The organism is Erwinia sp. PME.40.26/001, from assembly GCF_055556675.1.
In genome coordinates, this window is the sequence record NZ_JBVHNP010000008.1 from 22,476 (window position 1) to 47,323 (window position 24,848).

28 protein-coding genes and 2 pseudogenes are annotated in these 24,848 nt (G+C 56.5%); 16 read left to right on the forward strand and 14 right to left on the reverse strand.

Annotated elements, in window-relative coordinates; all coding sequences use genetic code 11:
- Nucleotides 1-8 precede the first annotated feature (8 nt).
- Complete coding sequence (locus ACZ3HG_RS18610) at nt 9-146, forward strand: DUF2256 domain-containing protein (protein ID WP_465333789.1); 138 nt, start codon at nt 9-11, stop codon at nt 144-146.
- Between the two features lie 44 nt (nt 147-190).
- Here ACZ3HG_RS18610 and ACZ3HG_RS18615 read toward each other — a convergent pair whose 3' ends face one another.
- A complete protein-coding gene (locus tag ACZ3HG_RS18615; RefSeq protein ID WP_191935499.1) occupies nt 191-1,081 on the reverse strand; it encodes a GNAT family N-acetyltransferase in 891 nt (296 codons plus the stop codon).
- A gap of 357 nt (nt 1,082-1,438) precedes the next feature.
- Nucleotides 1,439-2,239: a glucose 1-dehydrogenase gene (locus ACZ3HG_RS18620; RefSeq protein WP_191935498.1), complete on the reverse strand. Its 801-nt coding sequence runs from the start codon at nt 2,237-2,239 to the stop codon at nt 1,439-1,441.
- Between the two features lie 158 nt (nt 2,240-2,397).
- On the opposite strand from ACZ3HG_RS18620, the gene ACZ3HG_RS18625 reads away from it, so the two are divergent.
- Both ACZ3HG_RS18625 and ACZ3HG_RS18630 read left to right on the forward strand, forming a co-directional pair.
- Complete coding sequence (locus ACZ3HG_RS18625; protein ID WP_465333791.1) at nt 2,398-4,020, forward strand: putative bifunctional diguanylate cyclase/phosphodiesterase; 1,623 nt, start codon at nt 2,398-2,400, stop codon at nt 4,018-4,020.
- A 118-nt stretch (nt 4,021-4,138) separates the two neighbouring features.
- Nucleotides 4,139-4,963 (forward strand): OBAP family protein, encoded by an 825-nt coding sequence (locus tag ACZ3HG_RS18630; protein WP_191937181.1) that lies wholly within the window; start codon nt 4,139-4,141, stop codon nt 4,961-4,963.
- 24 nt (nt 4,964-4,987) lie between these two features.
- Here the strand turns inward: ACZ3HG_RS18630 and ACZ3HG_RS18635 are convergent, their stop codons facing one another.
- From ACZ3HG_RS18635 to ACZ3HG_RS18650, 4 genes are all read right to left on the reverse strand, one after another.
- Complete coding sequence (locus ACZ3HG_RS18635; RefSeq protein WP_191935495.1) at nt 4,988-5,221, reverse strand: hypothetical protein; 234 nt, start codon at nt 5,219-5,221, stop codon at nt 4,988-4,990.
- Nucleotides 5,222-5,289: 68 nt separating this feature from the next.
- Nucleotides 5,290-6,165, reverse strand: a complete 876-nt coding sequence (locus ACZ3HG_RS18640) for a manganese catalase family protein (protein ID WP_191935494.1) — start codon at nt 6,163-6,165, stop codon at nt 5,290-5,292.
- 54 nt (nt 6,166-6,219) lie between these two features.
- Nucleotides 6,220-6,726: a ferritin-like domain-containing protein gene (locus ACZ3HG_RS18645; RefSeq protein ID WP_062748751.1), complete on the reverse strand. Its 507-nt coding sequence runs from the start codon at nt 6,724-6,726 to the stop codon at nt 6,220-6,222.
- Between the two features lie 71 nt (nt 6,727-6,797).
- Nucleotides 6,798-7,274, reverse strand: a complete 477-nt coding sequence (locus ACZ3HG_RS18650) for a YciE/YciF ferroxidase family protein (protein WP_191937182.1) — start codon at nt 7,272-7,274, stop codon at nt 6,798-6,800.
- A gap of 394 nt (nt 7,275-7,668) precedes the next feature.
- On the opposite strand from ACZ3HG_RS18650, the gene ACZ3HG_RS18655 reads away from it, so the two are divergent.
- Both ACZ3HG_RS18655 and ACZ3HG_RS18660 read left to right on the forward strand, forming a co-directional pair.
- Complete coding sequence (locus ACZ3HG_RS18655) at nt 7,669-8,016, forward strand: hypothetical protein (RefSeq protein WP_465333794.1); 348 nt, start codon at nt 7,669-7,671, stop codon at nt 8,014-8,016.
- 168 nt (nt 8,017-8,184) lie between these two features.
- Nucleotides 8,185-8,796 carry a DUF2913 family protein gene (locus ACZ3HG_RS18660; RefSeq protein ID WP_465333796.1) on the forward strand — a complete coding sequence of 204 codons (612 nt, stop codon included), beginning with the start codon at nt 8,185-8,187 and terminating at the stop codon, nt 8,794-8,796.
- Nucleotides 8,797-8,812: 16 nt separating this feature from the next.
- Here ACZ3HG_RS18660 and ACZ3HG_RS18665 read toward each other — a convergent pair whose 3' ends face one another.
- The 4 genes and pseudogenes from ACZ3HG_RS18665 to ACZ3HG_RS18680 all read right to left on the reverse strand — a co-directional run.
- Nucleotides 8,813-9,394, reverse strand: coding sequence for a diguanylate cyclase (locus ACZ3HG_RS18665; protein ID WP_465333798.1), 582 nt, complete (start codon nt 9,392-9,394; stop codon nt 8,813-8,815).
- Between the two features lie 16 nt (nt 9,395-9,410).
- Nucleotides 9,411-9,929, reverse strand: coding sequence for a DUF892 family protein (locus tag ACZ3HG_RS18670; protein ID WP_465333800.1), 519 nt, complete (start codon nt 9,927-9,929; stop codon nt 9,411-9,413).
- A gap of 157 nt (nt 9,930-10,086) precedes the next feature.
- Nucleotides 10,087-10,200: pseudogene (locus ACZ3HG_RS18675) on the reverse strand (con-10 family general stress protein); the annotation flags it as partial.
- Between the two features lie 24 nt (nt 10,201-10,224).
- A pseudogene (locus tag ACZ3HG_RS18680) lies at nt 10,225-10,386 on the reverse strand (con-10 family general stress protein); the annotation flags it as partial.
- 501 nt (nt 10,387-10,887) lie between these two features.
- Here ACZ3HG_RS18680 and ACZ3HG_RS18685 point away from each other — a divergent pair.
- From ACZ3HG_RS18685 to ACZ3HG_RS18730, 10 genes are all read left to right on the forward strand, one after another.
- Nucleotides 10,888-11,232 (forward strand): hypothetical protein, encoded by a 345-nt coding sequence (locus ACZ3HG_RS18685; protein WP_465333802.1) that lies wholly within the window; start codon nt 10,888-10,890, stop codon nt 11,230-11,232.
- A gap of 116 nt (nt 11,233-11,348) precedes the next feature.
- Entirely contained in the window at nt 11,349-12,212 is an 864-nt protein-coding gene (locus tag ACZ3HG_RS18690) for an MBL fold metallo-hydrolase (RefSeq protein ID WP_191935488.1), read from the forward strand.
- Between the two features lie 47 nt (nt 12,213-12,259).
- On the forward strand, nt 12,260-12,586 hold the full coding sequence (locus tag ACZ3HG_RS18695; RefSeq protein WP_465333918.1) for a four-helix bundle copper-binding protein: 327 nt from the start codon (nt 12,260-12,262) through the stop codon (nt 12,584-12,586).
- A gap of 82 nt (nt 12,587-12,668) precedes the next feature.
- Nucleotides 12,669-13,292 (forward strand): pyridoxamine 5'-phosphate oxidase family protein, encoded by a 624-nt coding sequence (locus tag ACZ3HG_RS18700; RefSeq protein ID WP_191935486.1) that lies wholly within the window; start codon nt 12,669-12,671, stop codon nt 13,290-13,292.
- A 269-nt stretch (nt 13,293-13,561) separates the two neighbouring features.
- Nucleotides 13,562-13,879 (forward strand): helix-turn-helix domain-containing protein, encoded by a 318-nt coding sequence (locus tag ACZ3HG_RS18705; RefSeq protein ID WP_191935485.1) that lies wholly within the window; start codon nt 13,562-13,564, stop codon nt 13,877-13,879.
- Nucleotides 13,869-15,134 (forward strand): type II toxin-antitoxin system HipA family toxin, encoded by a 1,266-nt coding sequence (locus ACZ3HG_RS18710; RefSeq protein ID WP_191937219.1) that lies wholly within the window; start codon nt 13,869-13,871, stop codon nt 15,132-15,134. Before ACZ3HG_RS18705 ends, ACZ3HG_RS18710 begins: the two co-directional genes overlap by 11 nt.
- 117 nt (nt 15,135-15,251) lie before the next feature.
- Nucleotides 15,252-15,815: a peroxiredoxin gene (locus ACZ3HG_RS18715; RefSeq protein WP_198425000.1), complete on the forward strand. Its 564-nt coding sequence runs from the start codon at nt 15,252-15,254 to the stop codon at nt 15,813-15,815.
- 26 nt (nt 15,816-15,841) lie between these two features.
- On the forward strand, nt 15,842-17,080 hold the full coding sequence (locus ACZ3HG_RS18720) for a protein-disulfide reductase DsbD family protein (protein WP_191937189.1): 1,239 nt from the start codon (nt 15,842-15,844) through the stop codon (nt 17,078-17,080).
- A gap of 73 nt (nt 17,081-17,153) precedes the next feature.
- Nucleotides 17,154-17,708, forward strand: a complete 555-nt coding sequence (locus tag ACZ3HG_RS18725) for a sigma-70 family RNA polymerase sigma factor (RefSeq protein WP_191935483.1) — start codon at nt 17,154-17,156, stop codon at nt 17,706-17,708.
- Nucleotides 17,695-18,336, forward strand: a complete 642-nt coding sequence (locus ACZ3HG_RS18730) for a DUF1109 domain-containing protein (protein ID WP_191935506.1) — start codon at nt 17,695-17,697, stop codon at nt 18,334-18,336. The genes ACZ3HG_RS18725 and ACZ3HG_RS18730 overlap by 14 nt, the downstream gene beginning before the upstream one ends.
- A gap of 30 nt (nt 18,337-18,366) precedes the next feature.
- On the opposite strand, the gene ACZ3HG_RS18735 is transcribed toward ACZ3HG_RS18730, so the two are convergent.
- From ACZ3HG_RS18735 to ACZ3HG_RS18745, 3 genes are all read right to left on the reverse strand, one after another.
- Entirely contained in the window at nt 18,367-21,471 is a 3,105-nt protein-coding gene (locus ACZ3HG_RS18735; RefSeq protein ID WP_191935482.1) for an efflux RND transporter permease subunit, read from the reverse strand.
- 158 nt (nt 21,472-21,629) lie between these two features.
- Nucleotides 21,630-22,511: an SMP-30/gluconolactonase/LRE family protein gene (locus tag ACZ3HG_RS18740; protein ID WP_465333805.1), complete on the reverse strand. Its 882-nt coding sequence runs from the start codon at nt 22,509-22,511 to the stop codon at nt 21,630-21,632.
- The gene (locus tag ACZ3HG_RS18745) at nt 22,508-23,371 is read right to left on the reverse strand and encodes an SDR family NAD(P)-dependent oxidoreductase (protein WP_191935480.1); all 864 of its coding nucleotides are present in this window, start codon (nt 23,369-23,371) and stop codon (nt 22,508-22,510) included. The genes ACZ3HG_RS18740 and ACZ3HG_RS18745 overlap by 4 nt, the downstream gene beginning before the upstream one ends.
- A gap of 122 nt (nt 23,372-23,493) precedes the next feature.
- Here ACZ3HG_RS18745 and ACZ3HG_RS18750 point away from each other — a divergent pair, with 122 nt between their 5' ends.
- Nucleotides 23,494-24,423: a LysR family transcriptional regulator gene (locus ACZ3HG_RS18750; RefSeq protein ID WP_465333807.1), complete on the forward strand. Its 930-nt coding sequence runs from the start codon at nt 23,494-23,496 to the stop codon at nt 24,421-24,423.
- 54 nt (nt 24,424-24,477) lie between these two features.
- Here the strand turns inward: ACZ3HG_RS18750 and ACZ3HG_RS18755 are convergent, their stop codons facing one another.
- Nucleotides 24,478-24,762, reverse strand: coding sequence for a VF530 family protein (locus tag ACZ3HG_RS18755; RefSeq protein ID WP_191935478.1), 285 nt, complete (start codon nt 24,760-24,762; stop codon nt 24,478-24,480).
- Between the last annotated feature and the right edge of the window lie 86 nt (nt 24,763-24,848).

Genomic DNA, 24,848 nt, shown 5'->3' on the forward strand with positions numbered 1-24,848 from the left:
GAACCAGGATGAAAAAAAGCGCGCTTCCGACAAAGATTTGCACGGTGTGCGGACGCCCTTTTAGCTGGCGAAAAAAGTGGAAGGCATGCTGGGAGGAGGTGCGTAAGTGCTCCGAACGCTGCAGGCGTAAGAAAGACCCTGGCTGAAGAGATCCCCTCCCCCCTTTTTATCAACGATTGGCGTCGGTGCTTCAGACGATCACTTTTCCGGTTTTATAAGGGGTTGCCCACCGTTGTTTATAACGCCAGTCTGCATCTGATGCGCCAAGAGAAAACCGCATCTCTTTTTGTCTCGTTTCACAGTGCTGCCTGGCCGCCTGTATGTTTTTCCACATCAGCAGGCTTCCCGGACTCAGGGATGAAAAACAAGGGTCAACGCCGCCGTTGGGGACGTCAAAATAGATTTGATTATCACTTTCAGCATGCAGAACCAGGTCCATCGCGCAGGGCGCGTCTCTGACAAAAAGAATGCTGCCAAAAACAAGATGCCTCAGTGACGTCAGGGTGGCTGTCAGAAGCCCCGTATCAAAACACTTCACCTTTCCCTGAAATCTTGCCGTAAATAAATGCACATAGATCTCAGAGAGCTCTTCAGCAGAAAACACTGACTGATCGCGCACCATCCCCCCGGCTTTAATAAAACGGTTAAATTCATTCCTGCGGTTTTTCTCACTCTTGGTCGAGAACTGCTGCTTAACGATGCAGATGGCATTTTTACGAGCCAGAGTATAATTGGCGTTTAGCAGCAAATTATTATGGGTGGGTGATAATCTGTTGGATTTTTCAGGAAAGAGTATTTTCGCATGAGGAGACAGCGGCAGCATAATTTCGTCATAGGAGAAGGGGTATTTCCCCCACAGATTCACGCCAACGCACTGCTCTTCAATAAGCGGGTAAGCACCTGTAATTACGCCATTTTTCTCGCGATGAAAGTAGCTGATACGCAGGTTTTCATGATTGGCAATGAAATCAAGCACATCGGGGTTAACATTCAGGCTTCCGCCAAATAACTGATAAGCGTTCCGGTATATTTTAGCATCGGATTTTTCCCAGCCATAAAGCACTCTTTTTAACTTGCTCATAATATAATTAATTGCTGTTAATCGAATGGCTATACTAAGCAGCCTTTATCAAGATATGTTCAAGATAGAGCAGGAAAATGATTTTCCGCTGGGGGGATTCTCTGCCGGTAAACTATTGACTGAATCTTGACGATATGGTGATAAAAGCAGGCTGAATTATCCGTCAGTTCCCACTGAAAAAAGCGAGACATCCGAACGATATCGGTTATCGACGTTATAACTCCGCTCTGCCTTTTCCTTATTCCCGAGGGTTGCCACGTCGCACGGGGATCTCCGGGCGGTACTGGCGGGTATCCGTATACGGAATTAAAGCCAGAACCCGCACCACACCCGGACCCGGTCACCGCAGTTTATCCCTCAGCCATTATCGCGAAATCCGGGATAGAGACTCATGCCGCCATCGATGAACAGCGTGGTGCCATGAACATAGTCTGACAGATCACTGGCCAGCCAGACGACCCCGTTTGCCACGTCCTCCGCGTCACCGATGCGGCCGTAAGGGATCAGCTTCAGCAGCTTTTCTCCCGCCTCTCCCCGTGTACTTTCCTGATTGATTGCGGTCGCAATTGCACCGGGGGCGACGGCGTTGATGCGAATGCGCTCACCGCCCAGCTCCTGTGCCAGCGACTGCATCAGCATATCCACCCCGCCCTTAGAGGCGGCATAATTACTGTGCCCCGCCCATGGGATGCGCTGATGTACCGAACTCATATGGATAATTTTACCGGCGGCCCTGCTCACCTCAGGCCGGTGTGCCTGTTGACGGAACTGCCGCACGGCGGCCTGTGCGCACAGGAACTGTCCGGTTAAGTTGACCGCCAGTACTCCGTTCCAGTCTGCCAGCGTCATCTCGCTGACGGGCGCGTCTTTCTGCAGGCCGGAGTTCGCGACAAGGATATCCAGAACGCCAAATTCGGCTATCGTGCGGGCAAAAAGCTCTTTCACCTCAGCTTCTTTCGATACGTCGGCCTGGAGCGCAATGGCACGGCCACCCGCGGCGCGGATCCTGTCGGCCAGTGCCTCTGCGGGTTCAGCCTGACGGTGATAGTTGATCGCCACACTCGCGCCGGCCGCTGCCAGCGCTTCTGCACAGGCGTACCCGATACCGGAGCTCGCGCCGGTGACCAGCGCCACCTGCCCCCTGAGTGATACCCTCATAAACTCTCCTCATTCTGCGAATGTTGTCGTGTCTCTGCCCCTGCCGTCCGCGTGGCGGCAGAATTCGTAACGCACCGGTCTGTCGCCGGTCGTTCAAGTTTAGAGGACCCTGGCCGATAGTGATGAATAATCCCTCCTTAATTATCAGGATCTCTGACGTGGAAGATCGGTCTTCTAAATTACAATGGCGACTGGCTTTCTGGTTGTTTATCTCTCTCATCAGCGTCGCAGCCCTGGCCACCCTGTGGGAATTTACGCTCGAAGGCATCGTTCTGCCCTGGCTGGGTATTCCCTATGACGGTGGGTTTGAAACGGCGGAACGCTGGCGCTTCGTGTTCACCTCGACCGCTTTTGCCATACTGTCTATTCTCATTCCCGGCTGGATTATCCGGCGGTTGCTGATTTCACTCAGCCAGAGCTATGGGGAAATTATGGCGGCCCGCAAGGAAACGCTGCGGCTGGCGCGTCATGATGAGCTCACCGGGCTGCATAACCGTCGGGTCTTTATGGAACGCCTCAGGCAGGCGCTCAGCACCCCTGAAACCGGCACAGCCGTGATGATCATTGACCTCGACAAATTTAAGCCCATCAATGATACCTTCGGGCACGCCACCGGCGATGAGGTGCTGTGTGAGCTGGCAGAGCGGCTCAGGCATTTCCGCCGTGAGGGGATTAGCGTTGCCCGGATTGGTGGCGATGAATTTGCCCTGCTGGTCGACGGCAGCATGACCCAGGATGAGCTGGCTCTGCTGGCATCGGGCATCTGCATGGCCCTTTCTCAGCCGCTGGTATCTACTCCCCACCCTGTTTCCGCCGGGGTAAGCATTGGTATTGCCCTCGCCCCGCTGGATGCGAATGAGCCGGACCTGCTGCTGAAATGCGCCGATACGGCGATGTATCACAGTAAACATACCGGGCGCGGCGCGTACCGGTTCTACGATCCGGCTTACGGTGAGGCCGTGCGTGCCAGAGAGCGTTTTGAACGTGAAATCACTGACGCGGTGCAGCAGGGGCAGTTTGTTCCTTACTTTCAGCCCATCGTTAACCTGCACAGCCAGCAGATCTCAGGCTTTGAAATTCTTGCACGCTGGCATCATCCCGGGCGGGGGCTGCTGATGCCTGCCGATTTTATTGCTGACGTCGACAGAATGGGCCTCATGCCCGCCCTGACCGAACGGATGCTGCGCCAGTCGTGCCGCATCGCCCTGAGCTGGGAGCCGCATCTGACGCTGGCGGTCAATGTCTCTGCCTCGATGATTGACGACCTGGACTTCCCGGAACACCTGCGCCAGCTGCTGCTGGAAGAACGCTTCCCCTGTTCACGCCTGGAAATTGAGATCACGGAGGAGGCATTGATTGCCAACCTGCATAACGCGAAAGCGAATCTGAATACCTTCAGGGCGATGGGGATATCCGTATCACTGGATGACTTTGGTACCGGCTACTCCGGCCTGTACCATCTGACGCAGCTTTCAATCGATAAGATTAAAATTGACCGCTCTTTTATTGCCCTGCAGTCGTCGAATAAAAACCAGATGGTTGATGCCATCCTGGCGATGGGTAAAAGCCTGGAGATGCAGGTCACCGCTGAAGGGATTGAAAAAATAGACATGGCACAGTGGCTGGCGATACATGGCTGCGATTTTGCCCAGGGGTATCTCTTCGGCAAGCCGGTTCCCGGAGAGGCCGTGTCCCACCTGTTCAACGGCGCTGCACTGAAAGAGCTGAGTGTACTCTTAAATGAAAGAATGAAGAGTGGGGCAGTGCTCACAGCGGAATAAGTTGTATACCGTTGACGGGGGAAACGCCTGATACTTCCCTGATGCCGACAGCCTGATGGTCTAGACTTACCCGGTGTAAACAGCCCTTTTATCTGAGGCTGACTGACCGGGAGGTGACATGAAGTTAACACTATCATCCTTGATGGCCTGCGTTTTTCTTTCAGGCTGCGGCGGCAACAACACCGGGCCCCAGGTGACGTCACCTGGCCAGCCGACCTCCCCCGGACTGAGCGCGTTATCCGCCGGTGCCGGGGTCATTCAATCCAGACCCCCAATTGCGGCGATTAACACGTATCTTGATGGTTTCCACTTTTACAGCGGGGACCGCAACGGTCAGATGGAGGCACACCATTATGTGACCGTGCTGAATGACGACGTCATGCAGGCGGTGATTTATGATGGAAACACGCGCGACGCGCGGCTGATGGGCATTGAATATATCATCAGTGAGCGTCTCTATAAGGGCCTGCCGGAGGAAGAGAAGCGGCTCTGGCACAGCCACCGCTATGAGGTAAAGTCGGGCACACTGATAGCTCCCGGCCTGCCTGCTCCGCTTGAAAAGCAGCTTATGGCGAGGATCGTCAATACTTATGGGAAAACCTGGCATACCTGGCATACCGATCGCGATAAAACGCTGCCCCTCGGCATCCCGGCGCTGATGATGGGATTCACCGCCGATGGTCAGCTCGATCCGCGCCTGCTTGCCGATCGCGATCGCCGGTTCGGGACGAATACGCAGAGTATTAAACAGTCCCGGCAGGATCTTAGCAGTGAATCTGTCGACCCGCAGGCAGATGCCTGGCAAAAAGGCCATGTCATCCAGTTAAAGAGGGTAGCGGGAGGAGGTGAACATGCCAGGGGAAACACATCTTTCTCAACCCCGGAGCGCATCTTAAACCACGCTCAGGGTCACGCTGTTCCAGCGGACGATAACGGGATTTAACCTGCCCGGGGGCATGAAAACCGATTAGCGGTCAGCGTGATTATCGTTAATATCCCGGCCCCCGGCATCGCGAAGCGCCGCCACATGTCGCGCAAAACTCGCTTTCATTTCCGGGCTGTCGGTATTGACGCTGGCATTGCCATCCTCGTCGATCAGGATCGCCTCCTTTTCCAGCCGGGCTTCCTCCATGTCTTCGCTGGACAGCACATTAAGCAGATTTTCAGGGCTGCTGAACAGATTTTTCAACAAACGAAACACCGTATTCTCCTGTAAACAGGTTAACCCCTGCCCCGGCTAACCTGTTTTCACATGCGGGTGCGGCTCCCTTATTTTTCAACGGGGGGCTCCGAACCCAGCTCTGCACCCGTGACCGGATCCAGCGTGATATCCGACGCGGTACGCAATTTCAGATTATCCAGATTTGCCTGGGCTTCCGGCGTCAGGGCCACACTGGCACCGCCATCCCCACCGTCCACGGCTGGTGCAGGATCGTCGACATAGCGGAAGTTTTCGTCAGAATTCCAGCTCCCCCTGACGTCTCCACCCTGCGACATGTTGTAATACACGTTGGCATACTGCTCCACAGGCGGCAGTTTGCCCGGTGGGAAGTGATTACGGATGGCGTACAGCGCCTTTTCAAAAGAGAGCTGGTGGGCCACTTCCCGGGTCATTAAAAATCCCAGCGCGTCTTTAACGCCGGGATCGTCAGTGACGTTAATTAGCCGTTCATAGAGGATTTTTGCCCGCGCTTCGGCAGCAATATTGGAGCGCAGATCGGCTGTGACTTCTCCAATAGTGTCAATATAAGCTGCGGTCCAGGGAACGCCAGCCGAGTTAGTCAGCGGCGGCCCGCCCCCGTACAGCAGGGAGGTCAGATGGCTGTCATTACCCTTCCCGGTAATTTCCCGGTAAAGCTCCCCCTCTTGTTCCGTGCCTTCAGCAAGTGCGCCCTTCGCCCCCTTATTGAGCATGCCGACCAGCGAACCGATAATTTCAAGGTGGCTCAGCTCTTCGGTAGCGATATCCATCAGCATATCTTTCCGTCCGGGATCGTCATCACCCAGCCCCTGAGTGAAGTAACGGCAGGCGGCGGCGAGTTCACCCTGAGGGCCGCCGAACTGTTCAAGTAACAGGTTTGCCAGGCCGGGATTGGGTTCCGCGACCCGGACGGTGTACTGCAGTTGTTTGACGTGTCTGAACATGGTTTACTCCCGCTGTTCATGAAAAACCTGCCCGAAAGCAGGCCGTAGGATCATCTATTTTTTGGCTTCCACACCGGGCGTGGCAGAGCGCACCATAAACTGTTCCGTCACATCAGGAAGATGTTGCAGCGCCCAGTCGGCCATGGCCACTTCCTGTTCCCGGATCTGTTCAAAAATGCGCGCCCCTTCGATGTCGCCGACCAGTTCCGCGGCGGCAATCAGGGAGGTGTAGCTGGCAATTTCAAAATTTTCGAAGACGTAGCCGCTAATGGCCCCTTTTACGACCTCATCGTCTGCCATCATGCCTCCCATCGCCTGGCCCATGGCAGAGAGCTTGCCCATGGCATCTTTCACCATCGAGCTGGAGGTGTCGTAACGATCAATAACTGACTGAACCAACGCCTGCTGTTCACGTGTCTCTTCAATATGCTGTTCAATCCTCGCCCTCAGGTCCGGATAGTGTTCAAGTCGTGCCGCCATTTTTTCCAGCATACTCTCCGCCTGTTTTTCCATGGCATGAGCGTCTTTTACCCAGGAAAGATAGTGGTCTTCGTAGTTCATAGCATTCTCCTCGTTGAACAAATGCGCGTGCCGCGTGGACTCACGGGCTGACGGTCAGCAAGACCGGTCCCTCAGTTCTGTTGTTCTGCGATTACGGTCAGTTTTTCATCGGTGGCTTTCTCTTCTTCAAGCGTTTCTGCCAGCAGGCTGGCCGCTTCTTTATAGCCCAGACGGAGCGCCATGGCATGGAGGGTGCCGTAAGTGGCGATTTCATAGTGCTCCACCTTCTGCGCGGCGCCGATCAGACCGGCATCCCGCACCGGACCGGCCTCCACCGCCTCAATGATCTCCTGTGCTTCCTCGACCAGGCCTTCCAGCGCGTGGCACTTCATTCTTTTAATGCGAACGCCATCGGTCACCTCAACCAGCTTGTCCAGACGTTCAATCTGGCCCTGCGTTTCTTCCAGGTGCGCTTTAAAGGCAGAAATCAGTGTTTCATCTGTTGCTGCCCGCGCCATTTTTGGCAGCGCTCGCGTAATCTGCTTCTCGGCGCTGTAAATGTCAGATAAGTCATGAATAAAAAGGTCTTCCAGCGTTGTAATTTTCATCGTCATATCCAAATAAAAGTGAATAAAAGAAAGGGAAGTATTCCACAGACGGTTTTAAGTTTAGTCAGGATGGGGTGAAGATCATGTTCATATTTAAAAAATATGATAAGAATATTCTTAATTGCAAGGTTTGTCGGGTTTTACGATGGCAATGTTAATATTGTACATTTTTTATTTTTTTGTATAGATTGCTTTTTTTTGATGCTTTGCCACAATTGTTTTTCGGTGGAGAAGAGTGAGGGTTTTTATTAATCGAACCCGCATCTTCTTCCTCCCTGCATCCAGGTCTATATACTGTCGGGAATGGCTCGTTTCGGATTGAGTAGAGTTTTTCCTCGTGAACGTGATGCTGAAAGTATTCGCATTCTTATAACGAACTTACCCTGAGGCGGTAATGGAAAAACAACGAATCTTCGCGCTGATATCAGCCTGGCCACGACTGAATTTTGTCGCTATCAAAATCATCCGTGGTAGATGTGATTGCTCAGGAAAGTGGTGCAATGAGCTTTATCTCACTGATAATAAAGAGCAACCTTCATTGCTCTTTATCGGTAAAGTGTCCGAGGAACAGGCGGAACGCTGTATCGTCAGGCTTTCTGCATGGCTGATGGAATACAGCCATCAGCACGGAAAGCATGCCGGCTTTTCCCAGGAGAAAAGAGCAACACCTGTCTCTGATGACCTTCACATGACGTTGTCCGCTGCCGACTGGCGACTGACCAGAACGGGGGCGCGTATATAAGAAAATTCGTGTCTCAGTCATTTTTTATTTAAAAAAGTAAAAGTCAGAATTATTACTCAATCGCTCACGTCATTTGTATCCGGCCTTAGCGCTTTACTGTTTACGTAACGAGTGTTTATAACACCAGAGAACATTACTGGAGGATTTGCTTTGCCAGAGGTTAAAAGAATGAATTTTGCGGTGAGAGATTTCTCCTGGGCCCTGCTGGTGGCCGTCAGGCTCTTTCATCAGAACAGACAACGCTCACTCCTTGAAGAACATATTTTTATTATGCGCTGGCTTGAACAGGCAAAAAGAAAAAAGGTTTTCCCGGTAAGTGTTGCCCCCGAGATTGATTTCTTTCTTAAAGAAGGTAAACGTCTACATTATCGGGCAGGACTGCGGGCAAAGGCTGAATATATCTGGAATACCTGTACAGGAAAAAAAGAAGCGCTGTCCGATCTCCGCCGCATTACCTCTTTCTTTGAGGCGATGCAGATGGTGGGCTGGCGCGATGTTCTGGTGCCGGACAGTGAATGGGACAGCATGATCCCTAAAGGGGTGACCTATCCCGCCGTCTATCTGCGCAAGTCCGCTCTGCACCAGGGCTTTGATCTGAATGAAAACATGCTCTACCCGATGACCCTGCGTCTGAGTGCGGCGTTTCCCGGCCTGATGCTGCTGGCGGAGGATGCGCGATTAAATGCGACCGGCTTCGTTGATGAACGCGGATTTTACAGCGTGACGCTTTCCAGCGTCTCCGCGACTGAAGCGCCTGATATCGGGGAGCCTCAGTCATGATCCGCCGCAGGGTGACTTAACCAGACGGGTCGCCCCGCGTAACCCTGCGTTGATCGGCCCTGCGCCCACGCCAGTACTCCTCCAGATAAGGCAGAATTTCAAAAAGGATAATCGCCGTCATGACGCTCACCAGGTAACCCGCCGGTAACGGTGCCTCCCGCAGGCGTAATGTAAAATCGCTGGGCTCTGTCCCGGCACCAAACAGAGACAGAAACTGCTGCCAGTGCCGGGAAATAACCAGCAGAAGCGCCATTAAAGGCACCATTTCGAGAAAACTGTGCACATGCTGTTCAACGGGCGAGACGCGTCTCGCCGTAACGGCATAGCTGACATCCCAGAGGGCTGTGGCTTCGTGACAGAAAAAAAGGGTAATCATAACCAGCAGGAGCAGGGCATTGACCTGCATGAAAAGTGCCGCCAGCAGCGGGATCCCCATTTCCAGAAACATCAGCAGGTGGATAAAGGATTCCTTACTGCCTGACGTCGTTTCAATGTCCGATGCCCGGTGACACAGCCAGTCACAAAATCCGGCAATCAGCCAGACGGGCAGAACACCATAAAGTAATAATAAGAGTTCCGGGTCGGCATGCTGCATCATCAGTGCGTGCCTTATCTCAATGGATCTCGTGGCTCACCTTTTCCGCGCGGTTGTCCACGGGGAAAAGCTGGTTCCGTGTGATATCCGGCAGGTGCTCAAGTGCCCACCTGACCATCTTAAAATCTTTCTGGATAATTTTATCGAATAACTGAATAGCTTCCTGGTCTCCCAGCGCTTCTGCCGCCGCAATCAGCGGCGTCAGACAGCCGATTTCGTAAGCTTCCAGCAGATAACTGCCGATGAAATTATTGACCGGGTCCGGTGACATCAGCAGGCTGTTTATCCCCTGGATACAGTTCCGGAAATGAGACACTCGCTCGCTGCCCAGCGCAACCGAATCGATCTGGCGCTTTTGCATAAATTCAGTCAGCAGGGCAATGTTAGACTTGGTTTCTTGAATGTGCGTTTCTACATGGTCCTGCAGTTCAGGCCACAGCGTCAGGTGCTGTTTTAATTCATTGAGGGCGATCTCTGCGTGACGCTCAATCGCACACGCATCACGTAGCCAGCAGTGGTAACTTTTTTCAGGTTGCATTCCATTCTCCGTTAGAGGGTAGCGTGATATCAGACTCTCGCCTGAAACGTCAGGCATTGCTGGCTTCCCCATATTCGCTCTGTTGCTGATGTATGCTCAGGGCCCGTGAAACGCCATCGCGCTTTCACAGGCCCTGATCGGTCTTCACACGGTGACATCAATCATTGCGATGACTGTTTTGTCCACCTTTGCGGCCGGCTTCGGCCGCTCTTTCCGGATCGTTTTTAAAGTTACCGCCACTGTTCTGGCCGCCTTTATGGCCGGCTTCAGCAGCACGCTGCGGGTCATTTTTAAAATTCCCGCCACTATTCTGACCGCCTTTGTGGCCGGCTTCTGCAGCACGCTCTGGATCGTTTTTAAAGTTCCCACCGCTGTGCTGACCGCCTTTATGGCCCGCTTCAGACGCTTTCTCTTTATTTTCTGCAAAATTACCAGATCCACCACGATGTTCAGTCATAATGTGTTCCTCATATTTTCAGATTAGAGAACGTCCTTATTCCGTTACGTTTCGCTTGTTCATCGACATTCCGTGTGCATTTAAAGTTAGACAAACTGTTTCTCGTGCGCAAATGGAAGTGATAAAAAATTATTATTATTTTTTTCGTTTTTACTTAACCTCAAGTAATTAAAAAGAAATCATCGAGGAATTATTTTTCCTCTGTTGTTTTTTTAGTCTTTTAAATTATACAAGTTAAAATATCTCGTACAATTATGCGTGATAGCGCAGCGATTTTTTAAGATATTGTTCTTGTAAATCAGTAGCTAAATCATTTGTTAGGAATATTCCTAATTTTATAGCTGGGTTGTACAAGTTGTATATTATTAGAGTTCGTTTTTTACTGTTTACCCTATTCACCACTGTAAAGAAGTAGCCGGTTAATCGTTCTTTACACCAAGGAGAGTGGTTAAGTTAGCCTCTTGTAACGGCTTTTCACCTGAATACACCGAGGAGGTGCGGATGACAGATGAAACAACATTTAAGAGAATTAAGGATCGCTACCGTAACGAAAAGAAGCGTGAAAAAATCCTGACTGAAATCGCTAGCGGTTTCAGTGGATCTCCCTATGATAAGAAACGGATGGAAATAATTCTTCAACAAAGTCGTCAACTATTACGAGAGCTTCAAACCTCCCTGCTTCTCCATTCTCTGCCCCGCTGTGCCGTTATAGAAAACATGGCTTCCGCTTCGTTACGCTTTCAATGTGATAAAGACCCGTCGCCGGGAAACGTATTTAAAAATGAACGTGGCAGGTATGACGAAACATTTTCTGTGAAGACTCAGGAACGGGTTATCTGGCGCTGAATATGTCGTGCTAGCCGTTTTCAGTAAAAACGTCCCGCTTAGGAGCAATCTGCGAATCCTTCAACACCGTACGGTGTGTCCGTTAAACGTCATGATCAGCATTTGAGAGGAGCGGTATGCGAATTCATCACCTTAACTGTGGCTGTATGTGTCCCTGGGGCGGTGCCTTATACGACGGGTTCAGCAAAGGGATAAAGGCGCACCTGGTTTGTCACTGCCTGCTGATCGAAACGGAGAGACAGGGGCTCATTCTGGTCGATACCGGCTTTGGCCGGGATGATGTGCGCAGGGCGGATCAGCGCATCGCCGGTTTCTTTCGCCTGATGAATAACATCCAGTATAAACACTCCCTGACGGCTTTATCCCAGATTGAATCGATGGGGTATTCTGCCCGCGATGTCAGACACATTATTCTGACCCACCTTGATTTCGATCACGCGGGTGGCCTCTCTGATTTTCCCTGGGCAAAGATTCACCTGATGCAGCAGGAAATCGATACCGCCCGGTCGCGTCACAGCTGGCTTGCCCGATCGCGATACCGGCCGGCACAGTGGCAGGGGGCTTCCGGCTGGACGGGTTATCAGACACAGGGGGAAACATGGTTTGGTTTTGATTCCGTGACCGGACTGGATGGGCTCCCCCCGGAAATCCTCCTGATCCCCCTTGCCGGCCATACGGCAGGCCATGCGGGTATCGCCATTGATACCCCGGAAGGCTGGCTGCTGCACGGCGGCGATGCCTGGTTTTATCGCAGCGAGATGTCGGGCGAGCGGCGGCACTGCACACCCGGGCTGCGCTTTTATCAGTGGCTGATGTCCGCTGATGGGCATGCCCGCCGGACGAATCAACAGCGACTGCGAGAGCTGGCCTGCTCTGCCTCTGCGAATATCACGCTATTTTGCAGCCACGATGCCCGTGAGCTGGCCGCGTTTCTCCCCGAAGAAGCGCTTACCGCGTCGGACGGACACTCAGCCGTCTGACGCCCTTCCCCTTTTCATTATGATGCGAGGATCCTTTTATGTCAGAGATGAATCAGCTATGTGTCAGTGCCTGTCTCAGCTGCCTGGCGGCCTGTGAACGTTGTGCCTCCGCCTGCCTGCAGGAGCCGAATCTGGAACATTTGCGGGACTGTATCCGCCTTGACAGGCAGTGTGCTGCGTTATGCGCAATGACCGCGCAGCTGCTGGCAATGGACAGCGAATATGCGCCTCAGGTCTGTAAGCTCTGCGCCGACGCGTGTGAAAAATGCGGAAAAATATGCAGCCAGCACGATCACGATCACTGCCAGATATGTGCAACGGCCTGCTTTGATTGTGCTGAAAGCTGCAGGGGCGTCGCCATGAGACTGCCCTGACCCGCAATCGCGGTGAGTTTTACTGGTTTCCGGGAGGCGTGATGGTGATAATCAAGGTCAGCTCACTGATGAGAGGACTGCTATGAAAACCCCTTCTGCAACCATTACTGAGGTGGAAGCGCTGGAGCGTCTGTATGGTGCGGTTGCCAAACCCTCCCTGACCAAAGTGACCGACCATATTCACCCGGCCTATCGTCCCTTTATTGAATCCTCACCTTTTGTTGCGCTGGCGACGTCAGGCGCTGAAGGTATGGATATCTCGCCCCGGGGCGATCCGGCCGGATTTATCCACATTGAAGACGCCCAGACGCTGCTGCTGCCCGATCGTCGGGGGAACAACCGGATTGACAGCCTGCGTAACCTTTTACTGGACAACCGCGTGGCACTTTTGTTTCTGATCCCGGGTATCGGGGAGACCCTGCGCGTCAACGGAACGGCTGAAATCAGTATTGACCCGGCCCTGCTTGCCCGGTTTTCCGTGGATAATCATCTTCCTCTGTCCGTCATTCGCATCACCGTACAGCGGGTGTTTTTCCAGTGCAGCCGGGCCATTCTCCGTTCCCGGATGTGGGATCCCGCGCTTCACCTTCCGCGCACGGCCCTGCCGAGTACCGGCACGATCCTGAAGCAAATCTCGCACGATGAGATTGACGGTGAAGCCTATGATAAAGCGCTGCCTGAACGGCTGAAAACGACGCTCTACTGATCCGTCCTGCGGCCGCGGGCGGAGGACGGTCACCTGTTCTGGCTGGCAACCTCACCGGGGGTAAAAACAGGTGCGTCTGAACCGGGCATCTGCCGGGGCCGCGTTCTGACCGGGCGGCTGCCCGGGTTGCCGTCATAACGGGTTTTTTACTTCCTTGCTACGCCTTCTGCACAATTGCATAAAATACGGTACCTGTCTTTCCCTTGTCAGCTGATTAACTCTATAATATTGGGTATTAACGATGAAAAATCACTTTAAGGCCCGTTATTATGGATTTAACTCTCAGCAAACCCGATGAAATTGTCAGGCTGCTGTGCGGGCGTCTGCGCAAAGAGCGGCTCACACAGCAGATGACCCAGGCCGACGTTGCGGCCAGGGCGGGGATTGGCGTCAATACCGTGTCCAATCTGGAATCAGGACGCAGCGTGGGGTTTGAAAATCTGGTCAGGGTAGCGATGGTGCTGGGGCGGGGTAAGGAACTGGAGGCTCTGTTCGCGCCGAAAATCGACAGCCTGGACGACCTGCTGCGCTATGAGAAAAACACGGCCCGCCAGCGTGTAAAACGGAGTATTCATGATGGTGAGTAAAGTCGATGTCTGGTACGAAGGATGGGGTGACCGCTGGCTGTGGGGAAGCCTGGTCTCCTCAACCGCCCTCACCGGACGCCCGCAGATCCTGTTTGAATACAGCGAAGAGGCGGTCCGCCGTGGGCTGGAGCTGGCCTCGCTCACTCTGCCGCTCAGCGGCCCACGCCTGCGCAGAGCGTTCCCGGCCCATCAGATGGGCCTGCCTGGCCCGGTATATGATGCCCTGCCCGACGGCTGGGGTATGCTGCTGATGGACAGGCTGTTCCGCCAGCGCGGGCTAAACGCGGCACGCATCGGGCCTCTTGAGCGGCTGACCTGGATCGGGGATAACGCCATGGGCGCGATGTCGTTTGTCCCCTCGCAGCAGGAGGAGACCCGCCAGGCGGAAGATATTGCCCTGGCGCAGCTCTCGGCTGAGGTGCAGGAAGTGCTGGACGGTGAGGGCGGGCAATTTTTACAGCGGCTGCTGCTGATGGGTGGCTCACCACAGGGGGCGAGACCGAAAGCGTTGTTGTATCGTGATGCCGCCAGCGGGGCCTTTACCACCGTTGCCAGTGCAGACAGAGAGGCGTGGCTGATTAAATTCCCCGCCCGGCAGGAACACCCTGAGGTTTGTGCGATTGAAGCCGTTTATGCGCAGTGCCTGCGTGCGTGCGGTATCAGCACGCCGGAGACCGCCTGGTTTGCCCTGCCCAACGGCCAGGCCGCGTTTGCCTCACGGCGTTTTGACCGGCAGAACGGCCTGCGCGTGCCGATGCAGAGTCTGGCCGCATTCACCGGGGCCAACTACCAGACGCCAGGGGCGCTGGATTATACGAATTTTCTCCGTGCTACCGGGCTGTGTACCCATGATGTCCGACAGAAGGTGCTGGCGTTTGAGCGGGTGGTGTTCAACGTGGTGTTTAACAACCGCGACGATCATCCCAAAAACTTTGCCTATCTGATGTCCGCTTCGGGTCAGTGGCAACTGGCCCCGGCGTATGATGTCACCTGGTGTGAAGGGCCGGGTGGTTATCACCAGATGGATGTGATGGGGGAAGCGCTGGATATTGGCCGCGCACACCTGTTAGCGCTGGGGCAGCAGGAGGCTGAACTGACCGCCTCACAGGCCGGGGAGGTGATACAGCGCCACTGTGAGGTGGCGTCCGGGTTTACCCGGCTGGCCGGCGAGATGTTCCCCGGGCAGATCACCCGAGAGACGCTGCGCACTATTCAGCAGCGCATCGATGACACCCTTAAACGGATACAGACGTAATGCCAGACGGTCGGGAGAAAAATATTTTCTTCCGACCGCAACCTTTGTCCTGTCCGGTGCGAAACTCTGGTTAAGGTTATCAGGGCGCTGTCGCCTGCCTCACACTGGAGAACTATTATGCGTATGAAAAGAACCCTCTGCACGCTGGCTGTCACCGCCCTTCTCGGGCTGGCGCTGCCCGTCACGTCTGCCTTTGCCGCTCTGCCAGCCGGTGCAAACGCCCCTGACTTTCAGCTGAAGGCGGCGCTGGCCGGTAAGCCGACCACCTTCTCGCTGCAGCAGGCCCTGAAGAAAGGCCCGGTAGTGCTGTACTTCTTCCCGGCCGCCTTCAGCGCGGGCTGTACGCTGGAAGCCCATGACTTTGCCGAAGCCACCGATGCGTTCAGCAAGCAGGGCGCAACCGTTATCGGCGTGACCGCCGGGAATGTGGATCAGATTGAGAAGTTCTCCCAGCTGGAGTGTCGTGACAAGTTCACGGTCGCCGCCGATCCGGGGGCTAAAGTGGCTGCAGAGTACCAGAGCACCATGCAGATGAAGGGGCAGACTCTGTCGGATCGTACGTCGTACGTGATTGCGCCGGACGGTAAAATCCTGCTGAGTTATACCGATAAAAACCCGGACACACATATCCAGAAAGCCATGGATGCCGTGAAAAAATATCGCCAGGCCAATCCGGCGTAACGTCCCGACTCAACGCAGGTAACGCTATGCTGACTGCCCTTGCTGCCGCCTTTCTTGGCGGCCTTATTCTCAATCTGATGCCGTGCGTCTTTCCGGTGATTTCCCTCAAAGCGCTGAGTATGATCCGCCATCACGACCGGCCTGCTCAGGCACGGGCGGAAGGGCTGGCGTTTCTCGGCGGTGTTGTGGTCACCATGCTGCTGCTGGTGGGGGTGCTGTTACTGGCCCGCGCCGGCGGATCGGCCGTCGGCTGGGGCTTCCAGCTCCAGTCGCCGCTGGTGATCGCCCTGCTGATCCTCGTGATGCTGGCTTCCGCCCTTAATCTGTTCGGACTGTTTGAGGTCGGACTCTCCGTGCAGCGGGTGGGAGAAGTCGGCGGCGGTCGCGGCGGGCTGACCGGCTCGGCGCTGACCGGGGCGCTGGCGATTATTGTTGCCACTCCCTGCAGCGCACCGTTTATGGCCAGCGCTGTTGGCTATGCGCTGACTCAGCCGCCGCTGGTGAGTCTGGTGATCTTCACTGCCCTGGCGCTGGGCTTTGCCGCGCCGTTTACCCTGATCGCCTTCTTCCCGCTGCTGGCCCGCCTCTTACCGGCTCCCGGTGCATGGATGGTGACGCTGAAACACGCGCTGGCGTTCCCGATGCTGGGCGCGGTGGCCTGGTTGATCTGGGTGCTGGAACGTCAGGCGGGTTCAGGGGCTCTGGCGCTGATCCTCGCCTGCTGCATCGTACTGAGCTTTGCCGCCTGGCTGTATGGCATCGCGCAAAAACGCCGTATGATGGGGCGGCGTCACTGGCCACAGCATCTCGCCACGGGGCTGTTTGTGCTGATAATGGTGCCCCCGCTGGCCAGCCTGACGTCCTTGTCTGCTCAACCGGAGGCGGAAGCAGGTGCGGACGCGGCAGCCGCGGTCGCCTGGTCTCCGCAGAATGTTGACGCGATCAAAGGCCAGGGGAAACCGATCCTGGTGAACTTTACCGCCTCATGGTGTATCACCTGTCAGGTGAACGATCGCACCTCGTTGTCAACGCAGGCGGTGAAATCCGCGATGGCGCGGACCAACACACTCTATATGGTTGCGGATTCAACGAAGTACAATCCTGATGTGGAACAGGCACTCAGTGACTTCGGCCGGGGTGGCCTGCCGCTCTACGTGGTGTATCCTGCCGACGGTGGGAAACCGGTGGTGCTGCCGCAGGTACTGACGCCGCGCATCGTGATCTCTGCACTCGAACATGCCGCAAACAACGGAAAGAAAACGTGAATGAACCGATGAGTGAACGCTGTTGCGATGTCCGCTGACCACCCGCTGAATGCCCTGACTGGCGGGAGCGTTTATGGCAGGCACTGATACCCGCGCACGGGAATGGCCGCGACTGATGGCGCAGGCGCAGGCGGGTGACAAGGCGGCCTATAACCAGCTGCTGAAAGCGATGGTACCGGCCATCCGTGCCTTTGCGCGCAAAAAAATCAGCGATGACGCCCTGCTGGAAGATGTCGTGCAGGAAGCCCTGCTGGCAATCCATCGCGTACGCCATACCTACGATCCTCAGCGTCCCATTCTGCCCTGGGTAGCTGCGATCACCTCGGCGCGGGCGATTGATGCCCTGCGGCAGCGCGGCCGCCGCCCGGAGGTTCAGGATGATGACGCCCTGCTCCGCCAGGCGGCCGATGTCGGGGACGAGAGTGTCGTTTATGACGAGCTTACCGGCTATCTGGGCGCGCTGCCGTCGCGCCAGCGCGAGATGGTGGAGTCGGTGCATCTGCGTGAACAAAGTCTGGCACAGACGGCAGCGGCCAGCCACCTGTCGGTTTCTGCGGTGAAATCACTGTTACATCGCGCCATGCTCAATCTGCGTAAATATGGACGGGGGAATGATGAGAAATCATGACCAACTGATCGACGAACTCAGCCAGACTGTCAGGCCGGTCACGCGCACCTGGCCAACGGCCTGGCGCGTGGCCGCGTGGGCCGCCGCCGTGCTGCCCTGCGGCATGCTGACCAGCTGGGCATTGCACAGCCGGTTTACCGACTGGTCCCAGCCGGGATCCTGGCTGGCGCTGATCACCCTGCTGCTGTCGCTGGCCACGGGCACGGGCACGATGGCCGCGGCCTTTACCGTCAGCATCGCCGGTCGCCAGGCGTCCGGGTTGAAGTGGTGCGCGCTGCTGGCCGCTGTCTGGCTGGCCATTAACCTGCTGAACAGTGTACCGGCCTCGCCACCGACGGGCGCCGGGCACTGGGGAGAAGGCCTGCACTGCTATCTGTTTATGCTCAGTGCCAGCCTGCCGATGATCGCCATCTCCATTGCCTGTCTGTACCGCACCCGATCGCTGCGCCCCGGGCAGAGCCTGGCGCTGGCCGGGGCGGGCATAGCCTTTATGTCATCCATGCTGCTGTCGCTGTGCCATGAGGTTCACCTGCACCGGCTGGACTTCACCCTGCACCTGGCGGCGGGCGTCACCATTGTGATGCTGACCGTACTGGCCGGACGGCGCTGGATCCAGTTAAGCCGCTAGCCGTAGCGGCCTGCCTTCCGCAGCGTTGCATCAGGTTGATCGGCGATGCGCGGTGAGATAACGCTTCACCAGCACAAAGAACAGCGGAACAAAGAACAGTGCCAGCACGGTGCCGGCCAGCGTTCCGCCGATAATCCCCGTACCGATGGCAATGCGGCTGTTGGCCCCCGCCCCGGTGGCCACCGCCAGCGGCACCACGCCCGCCATAAAGGCCAGTGAGGTCATCATAATCGGCCGCAGGCGTGACCGCGCGGCCTGCAGCGCAGCAGCGCTGAGGGATCGTCCCTGCCTGACCGCTTCTTCGGCAAATTCGATAATCAGAATAGCATTTTTCGAGGTCAGCCCGACGGTGGTCAGCAGGGCGACCTGGAAGTAAATATCGTTATTCAGCCCCCGCAGCGAGACGGCCAGTACGGTGCCGAGCACGCCCAGCGGAACTGTCAGCAGGACGGAGAACGGTACCGCCCAGCTTTCGTACAGGGCGGCCAGGCATAGGAAAACAATCAGAATCGAAATCGCATACAGGGCAGTGGACTGCCCTCCGGCCTGTTTTTCCTGCAGGGAAAGTCCGCTCCATGCGCCTGTCGTGCCAGGCGGTAGCTGTTCCTGCAGCGCCTCCAGCGCAGCCATCGCCTCGCCTGAGCTGTACCCCTCTGCGTTCTGTCCCTGGATCTCGAAGGCGGCAGAGCCGTTGTAGCGGTTTAGGCTTTCCGGTCCGACCGTCCAGCGGGTGGTGGCAAACGCGGAAAACGGCGTCATGCCGCTGTCGGCATTGCGGATAAACCATTTATCCAGGTCGCCCGGCGCGGAGCGATACGGTGCGTCGCCCTGCATATAGACGCGCTTCACGCGATCGCGATCGATAAAGTCATTGATGTAGGCCCCACCCCAGGCCCCGGTCAGCGTGTCGGTAATGTCGGCGGGTGCCAGGCCCAGCACCACGGCCTTATTGATATCTATATCCACCTGCAGCTGAGGCATCTGTGGCAGAACGTTACTGCGCACCGCCGCCATCTCCGGGCGGTGGCTGGCTTTTTCCAGCAGCGTATCACGCAGGGTTTCCAGCTGGCTGCGCGGCGTTCCCCCGCTGGCCAGCAGCTCATAGGTGAAGCCGCTGTTTTGCCCGAGGCCCGGCACCGAGGGGGGGGTGAGGGCGAAGATCTGGGCATCACGGATGCCTGACAGTGCGGCCGTCGCGCGGGCGGCAATAGCTTCAGCGGAGTTCTCCGCCCCCGGACGCTGATCCCAGTTTTTTAGCTTGATAAAGGCCATACCCGCGTTCTGTGCAGCCCCGCTGAAGTTAAAGCCATTGATGGTAAAGACCACCTCAACATTGTCTTTCTCCTCCGTCAGGAACCAGTCGACAATTTGCTGGTTAACCGCCTCCGTGCGGCTGCTGGTGGCTCCGGCTGGCAGCGTTGCCTGCAGCATGACGCTCCCCTGATCCTCATTAGGCAGGAAACTGCCCGGCAGACGGGTGAACACCACAAAGAGGATCAGCCCCATGGCACCGTACAGCACCACCATCATCACCGGGCGACGCAGCGTGCCCAGCACCTTGTGGCGGTATTTTCGTTCGGTCGCGGCATACAGCCGGTTAAAGCCCCCGAAGAAGCCACGGCGATGAGGTGTGACGGGCCGCAGCAGCATGCCGCACAGGGCTGGCGTCAGGGTCAGGGCCACCACCACGGAAAAGGTCATGGCGGCAATAATGGTGACGGAAAACTGACGGTAAATGACGCCGGTTGAGCCGGCGAAAAAGGCCATCGGCAGGAATACCGCTGACAGCACGAGGGCAATGGCCACGAGGGCACCTGAAATTTCCTTCATCGATTTTTCAGTGGCTTCCCGGGCAGGGAGTCCCTCGTCGTGCATGATGCGCTCGACGTTTTCCACCACCACTATCGCATCATCCACCAGCAGACCGATGGCCAGCACCATGGCAAACAGCGTCAGCGTATTGATGGTGTAGCCCATAACGGCCAGTACGCCGAAGGTGCCCAGCAGCACGACGGGGACCGCCAGTGCGGGGATCAGCGTGGCACGGATATTCTGTAAAAAGAGGTACATCACCACCACGACCAGCGCTATTGCTTCAATCAGGGTGATCACCACGTCCTCAATGGAGATTTTGATAAAGTCGGTGCTGTCCAGGGCATACGAGACTTCATACCCGTCCGGCATGGAGTGACGATACTCTGCGATGGTGGCCTTTACCCGCTTCGCCGTGTCCAGCGCGTTTGCGCCCGGTGCCAGCATCACCCCCACCCCGGCCGCAGGATGACCGTTCAGGCGGGTGCTCATATCATAAGATTCGCTGCCGAGTTCGACCCGGGCAACGTCGCCGACGCGCACGATGGCCCCGCTACGGTCGCTTTTAACGATGATATTGCGAAACTGCTCCGGGGTCTGCAGGCGCGACTGCGCGCGCACGGTGGCCGTCAGTTGCTGATTGTCAGGTGACGGCAGTCCGCCGATCTTGCCGGCGGAAATCTGGACGTTCTGCGCCCGGATAGCGGCGGCTACATCCGAAGGCTGTAAGGCATAAGAGTAAAGTTTTGCCGGGTCCAGCCAGATGCGCATTGCATACTGACCGCCAAAGACCTGAATATCGCCGACGCCCTCTGCGCGCGCCAGAGGTTCCTGCATATTGCTGACCAGCCAGTCGCCGATATCTGAACTGCTGCTTTTATCGGTTGTATCATACAGGCCCATCACCAGCAGGAAGTTTGACTGGGACTTGGTGACGGTGACGCCAAGCTGCTGAACCTCTGTTGGCAGCCGCGACAGCGCCTGCTGCACCTTATTCTGCACCTGTACCTGCGCCGTGTCCGGGTCGGTGCCCTGGCTGAAGGTGACATCAACGCTGACGTTGCCCTGTGAGCTGCTGCTGGAGGTGAAGTAAAGCAGATTATCCAGCCCGGTCAGCTGTTGTTCAAGGATCTGGGTAACGCTGTTTTCCAGTGTTTCGGCAGAGGCACCGGTGTAGGTGGCGCTGATGCTGACCGACGGCGGAGCAACATCGGGATACTGCTCCACGGGGAGCTGCGAGATGGCCAGCGCACCGAGCAGCATGATAAGAATGGAAATGACCCACGCAAAAACCGGGCGATAGATAAAAAAGCGAGAAAACATCAGCGTATGCCTCGTTGTTTTCCAGCCTGATATGTCGCCGTTACCGTCGGGCGGCATGTTCAGATGAAAAACGAATGTTCTGACCAGAGTAAAACTGTCAGGGGGTGAAGTCTGACAGAAAATAAAGGCGAAAAAGTAAGGCGATATAGTAAGTTAAATTAACGGTTTTGGGTAATAACATCACCGATGTTTTCCAGAAAATCCCCAACGGCGTATTCGACTTTGAGCAACGATCCTGACCAGGGCGCGAGAGCCAGCTGACGGGCAGACAGGCCCAGCCGGGCTGAGGTAATGTATAAGGTTGTTCCGCTGCCATCAAAGGTGCAGCTGGTCGGGCGCGGCACAGGAAGGGGTAGCCAGCGAACGGTTTCACCATCGGGCGAGATACGGGCAACAGCCGCCCCGTCAAAAAGCACGCTAATCAGATAACCCTCGCGATCGACCACCAACCCGTCCGGTTTGCCGTACTGACGCGCGAGGGTAACCAGCGGCTTGCAGATCCCCATCCGCCCGGTCAGGGGATCGCGGGGACAGGCATAAATCATGCCGGCGAGGGAGTCCGTGATATACAACATCCGCTGGTCATCACGCCAGGTGAGGCCGTTGATCAGGGTAAAACCATCGTCGATCGTTTGCCAGCGCCCGTCCGGTGACAGGCAATACAAATAGCCTGAACCCGCTGTCAGCGCTTCATTGATAAGACCGACCCAGAGACGGCCGCAGGCATCAAAACAGGCATCGTTGAAGCGGTAACCTGGCTGCGCGTGGGGGGCGGTGGCGATACGCTGTCTGCGGCCTGCGCGGTCAATCCGCTCAATGTGGCAGCCTGTGCCGATGACCAGCCCGCCGTCCGGCGCTTCTCTGACAAACGCCAGCGGAGCGGGCAGGGTCAGCGTCCGGTGGTGACCGGTCAGCGGATCAAAGCGATGGAGAACGCCGCCCGGGGTATCGACCCAGATGACCTGCCGATCGGCACGGTGCCAGATCGGAGATTCCCCGAGAAGCAACTCGCCTGCCACGGCGACAGATACCGCATTCATCCGCGCGGCTCAGGATGATGTACGGCAATCTGCGCCCAGTTTGCGGCAACATCGTCTGGCGTGGCGGCATGCACTGCGCGCAGATCGTAAGGATAATGTACACCACTGGCTTCTGCTGCGCGTGTGGCATGAAACTGGCCGTTAGCCGCCCGCAGTATCCAGCCACCTTCGCGACAGGCTGGGGAAGCCAGAAAAGCCACGCCGGGCGCGACGTCTGCGGGCCGCAGATCACCCGGTTCGCCGTCCACTCCCCACATCCGCGTTTTCGCCACGGGAGACACGGCATTCACCACGATCCCCGATTCTGCGCCCTCGGCGGCCAGCACGTGCATAATGCCAACGACCGCCATGCGTGACGCCGCGTAAGCGGTCAGTCCGTGCTGCACATACTGCGGATAAAGCGCCCGGCAGGAAGTGGTCACGACGATCCGCCCATAGCCTGCGGCTTTCATCCCGGGCCAGGCAGCCTGTGCCAGCCAGAGCGGTGCCTTTGCGGCAATGGTCATCATCCTGTCGAAGGCCGCATCCCCGATGGCTTCCACCGGCTGATACGCCACCCAGCCCGCACTGTGAATCAGCGTGTTAACCTGTCCCGTCAGGGCTTCCGCGCGGTTGAAGAGAGCATAACAGCCCTCCCGGGTGCTGATATCGCCCGCTATCGCCCGCACCGTTAACCCTTCCGATCGGAGCGTGGCGGCAGCGTCTTCCGCAACCTGCGGATCGACGCTCTCCCCATCGCTGGCGGCACCGTTATCCTGAATCAGTACCGTTGCCCCCAGTTTGCCCAGGAGGCGGGCATAGGCCAGGCCCAGTCCTCGCCCTGCTCCGGTGATCAGCACCGTACTGTTGTTAAAATTCATGCTCTCTCCTCAACGTTAAACCTATGAGGGGGAAGTATGGGAGGGCTGCTGCGATATTAAAAATACTCTTTACCGGCATTCATGATAGATTTTTTATATCGTATTGACGTGAGGGGGATGAGATGGGGACGGGTAATACCTCAGCGATCACGCTACGTGCGATGGAGCAGTTTGTCGCGGTGGCGGAAGAATTGCATTTTCACCGGGCGGCAAAGCGGCTGAATATGTCACAGCCTCCGCTGACCAGTGCCATACAGAAACTGGAGCACGATCTTGATGTCATCCTGATTGAACGTGGTAACCGCGTGCTGGGCTTAACGCCCGCCGGGAAAACCTTTCTGGCTCAGGCTTATCTTCAGTTGCAGCAAAGAGAGCAGGCCGTCATTCTGACCCGTGATGTGGCTGCCGGGCGAACCGGCATTGTGCGACTGGGCTATGTGGGCAGTGCGCTTTACGGTTGTTTACCGGATGTGATACGCCAGTTCCGCCTGACACACCCGCAGGTGCGTCTCGAGCTGCGCGAAGCCACAACGGCGGCACAAATTATCGCTTTGCGTGAAGAGGCGCTGGATGTGGGGGTAGTGATCCCCCCGGTGGCCAGTGCTGATGACATCAGCCTGACGCCCTTCGACAGCGATGCCCTGTGCATCGCCGTACCACAGGATCACCCTCTCGGCAGGCGGTCAGAACTGACGCTTGCCGCGCTGGCCGACGAGCCTTTTATTTTATGGCCGCGCCTGGAGGGCCGGGGGTTTCATCTGCAGGTGATCCGCCTGTGCGCGAAGGCGGGATTTGTCCCTGACGTGGCGCAGGAGGCCTTCGGCATGCACGCCGTGCTTTCCCTGGTGGCGGTTGGTGCGGGTGTGACCCTTGCTCCACAGAGCATGAGCCATTTTCTGGCAGACAGGATCCGTTACTACCCTCTCCCGGACGCGGATGCCCGCTTTGATCTGGTGCTGGCGCATCGCCAGCTTTCACCCGCTGCTGCGGCGTTTATGGGGAGGGAGGATGATTTTCCTGCCCACCGCCAGGGGAGGATAGAACAGCCCTGAGAAAGCAGAGTGCCCTGCGCTGGCCAGCCGCCAGGCAAGACTGCAGAGGATGCGTTACTTTTTCCCCTGCCAGCTGGCCCAGGGGTCATCGGCCGGCGGCGCTGCCTGCTCCCGAGCGTCTTCCTCCAGCGAGGCGATATAGAGATCTTCGACCTCTTTTCGTGCCCACGGGGTGCGGCGCAGAAATTTCAGGCTCGATTTAATACTGGGGTCGCTCTTGAAACAGTTAATATTGACGCGTTTCGCCAGCTCTGCCCAGCCGTAACGCGCCTCCAGTTTGATTAACAGGGCTTCGAGGGTCAGGCCATGCAAAGGATCTTTCGCAGCGTGAGAGGTCATGGTTAAGTCCGGCGAGTCTGGGGAAATTGCGCACACGATACTGAGCAGGAGGAGCAGATGCAAATAAACCCTGCGCAATATCAGCC

Excerpts from the sequence above, each read along its gene's own strand:
- ACZ3HG_RS18610 (WP_465333789.1), top strand. The coding sequence starts at position 9 with ATGAAAAAAAGCGCGCTTCCGACAAAGATTTGCACGGTGTGCGGACGC.
- ACZ3HG_RS18615 (WP_191935499.1), bottom strand. The coding sequence starts at position 1,081 with ATGAGCAAGTTAAAAAGAGTGCTTTATGGCTGGGAAAAATCCGATGCT.
- ACZ3HG_RS18620 (WP_191935498.1), bottom strand. The coding sequence starts at position 2,239 with ATGAGGGTATCACTCAGGGGGCAGGTGGCGCTGGTCACCGGCGCGAGC.
- ACZ3HG_RS18630 (WP_191937181.1), top strand. The coding sequence starts at position 4,139 with ATGAAGTTAACACTATCATCCTTGATGGCCTGCGTTTTTCTTTCAGGC.
- ACZ3HG_RS18640 (WP_191935494.1), bottom strand. The coding sequence starts at position 6,165 with ATGTTCAGACACGTCAAACAACTGCAGTACACCGTCCGGGTCGCGGAA.
- ACZ3HG_RS18645 (WP_062748751.1), bottom strand. The coding sequence starts at position 6,726 with ATGAACTACGAAGACCACTATCTTTCCTGGGTAAAAGACGCTCATGCC.
- ACZ3HG_RS18650 (WP_191937182.1), bottom strand. The coding sequence starts at position 7,274 with ATGAAAATTACAACGCTGGAAGACCTTTTTATTCATGACTTATCTGAC.
- ACZ3HG_RS18655 (WP_465333794.1), top strand. The coding sequence starts at position 7,669 with ATGGAAAAACAACGAATCTTCGCGCTGATATCAGCCTGGCCACGACTG.
- ACZ3HG_RS18660 (WP_465333796.1), top strand. The coding sequence starts at position 8,185 with ATGAATTTTGCGGTGAGAGATTTCTCCTGGGCCCTGCTGGTGGCCGTC.
- ACZ3HG_RS18665 (WP_465333798.1), bottom strand. The coding sequence starts at position 9,394 with ATGATGCAGCATGCCGACCCGGAACTCTTATTATTACTTTATGGTGTT.
- ACZ3HG_RS18670 (WP_465333800.1), bottom strand. The coding sequence starts at position 9,929 with ATGCAACCTGAAAAAAGTTACCACTGCTGGCTACGTGATGCGTGTGCG.
- ACZ3HG_RS18685 (WP_465333802.1), top strand. The coding sequence starts at position 10,888 with ATGACAGATGAAACAACATTTAAGAGAATTAAGGATCGCTACCGTAAC.
- ACZ3HG_RS18690 (WP_191935488.1), top strand. The coding sequence starts at position 11,349 with ATGCGAATTCATCACCTTAACTGTGGCTGTATGTGTCCCTGGGGCGGT.
- ACZ3HG_RS18695 (WP_465333918.1), top strand. The coding sequence starts at position 12,260 with ATGAATCAGCTATGTGTCAGTGCCTGTCTCAGCTGCCTGGCGGCCTGT.
- ACZ3HG_RS18700 (WP_191935486.1), top strand. The coding sequence starts at position 12,669 with ATGAAAACCCCTTCTGCAACCATTACTGAGGTGGAAGCGCTGGAGCGT.
- ACZ3HG_RS18705 (WP_191935485.1), top strand. The coding sequence starts at position 13,562 with ATGGATTTAACTCTCAGCAAACCCGATGAAATTGTCAGGCTGCTGTGC.
- ACZ3HG_RS18710 (WP_191937219.1), top strand. The coding sequence starts at position 13,869 with ATGGTGAGTAAAGTCGATGTCTGGTACGAAGGATGGGGTGACCGCTGG.
- ACZ3HG_RS18715 (WP_198425000.1), top strand. The coding sequence starts at position 15,252 with ATGCGTATGAAAAGAACCCTCTGCACGCTGGCTGTCACCGCCCTTCTC.
- ACZ3HG_RS18720 (WP_191937189.1), top strand. The coding sequence starts at position 15,842 with ATGCTGACTGCCCTTGCTGCCGCCTTTCTTGGCGGCCTTATTCTCAAT.
- ACZ3HG_RS18725 (WP_191935483.1), top strand. The coding sequence starts at position 17,154 with ATGGCAGGCACTGATACCCGCGCACGGGAATGGCCGCGACTGATGGCG.
- ACZ3HG_RS18730 (WP_191935506.1), top strand. The coding sequence starts at position 17,695 with ATGAGAAATCATGACCAACTGATCGACGAACTCAGCCAGACTGTCAGG.
- ACZ3HG_RS18735 (WP_191935482.1), bottom strand. The coding sequence starts at position 21,471 with ATGTTTTCTCGCTTTTTTATCTATCGCCCGGTTTTTGCGTGGGTCATT.
- ACZ3HG_RS18740 (WP_465333805.1), bottom strand. The coding sequence starts at position 22,511 with ATGAATGCGGTATCTGTCGCCGTGGCAGGCGAGTTGCTTCTCGGGGAA.
- ACZ3HG_RS18745 (WP_191935480.1), bottom strand. The coding sequence starts at position 23,371 with ATGAATTTTAACAACAGTACGGTGCTGATCACCGGAGCAGGGCGAGGA.
- ACZ3HG_RS18750 (WP_465333807.1), top strand. The coding sequence starts at position 23,494 with ATGGGGACGGGTAATACCTCAGCGATCACGCTACGTGCGATGGAGCAG.
- ACZ3HG_RS18755 (WP_191935478.1), bottom strand. The coding sequence starts at position 24,762 with ATGACCTCTCACGCTGCGAAAGATCCTTTGCATGGCCTGACCCTCGAA.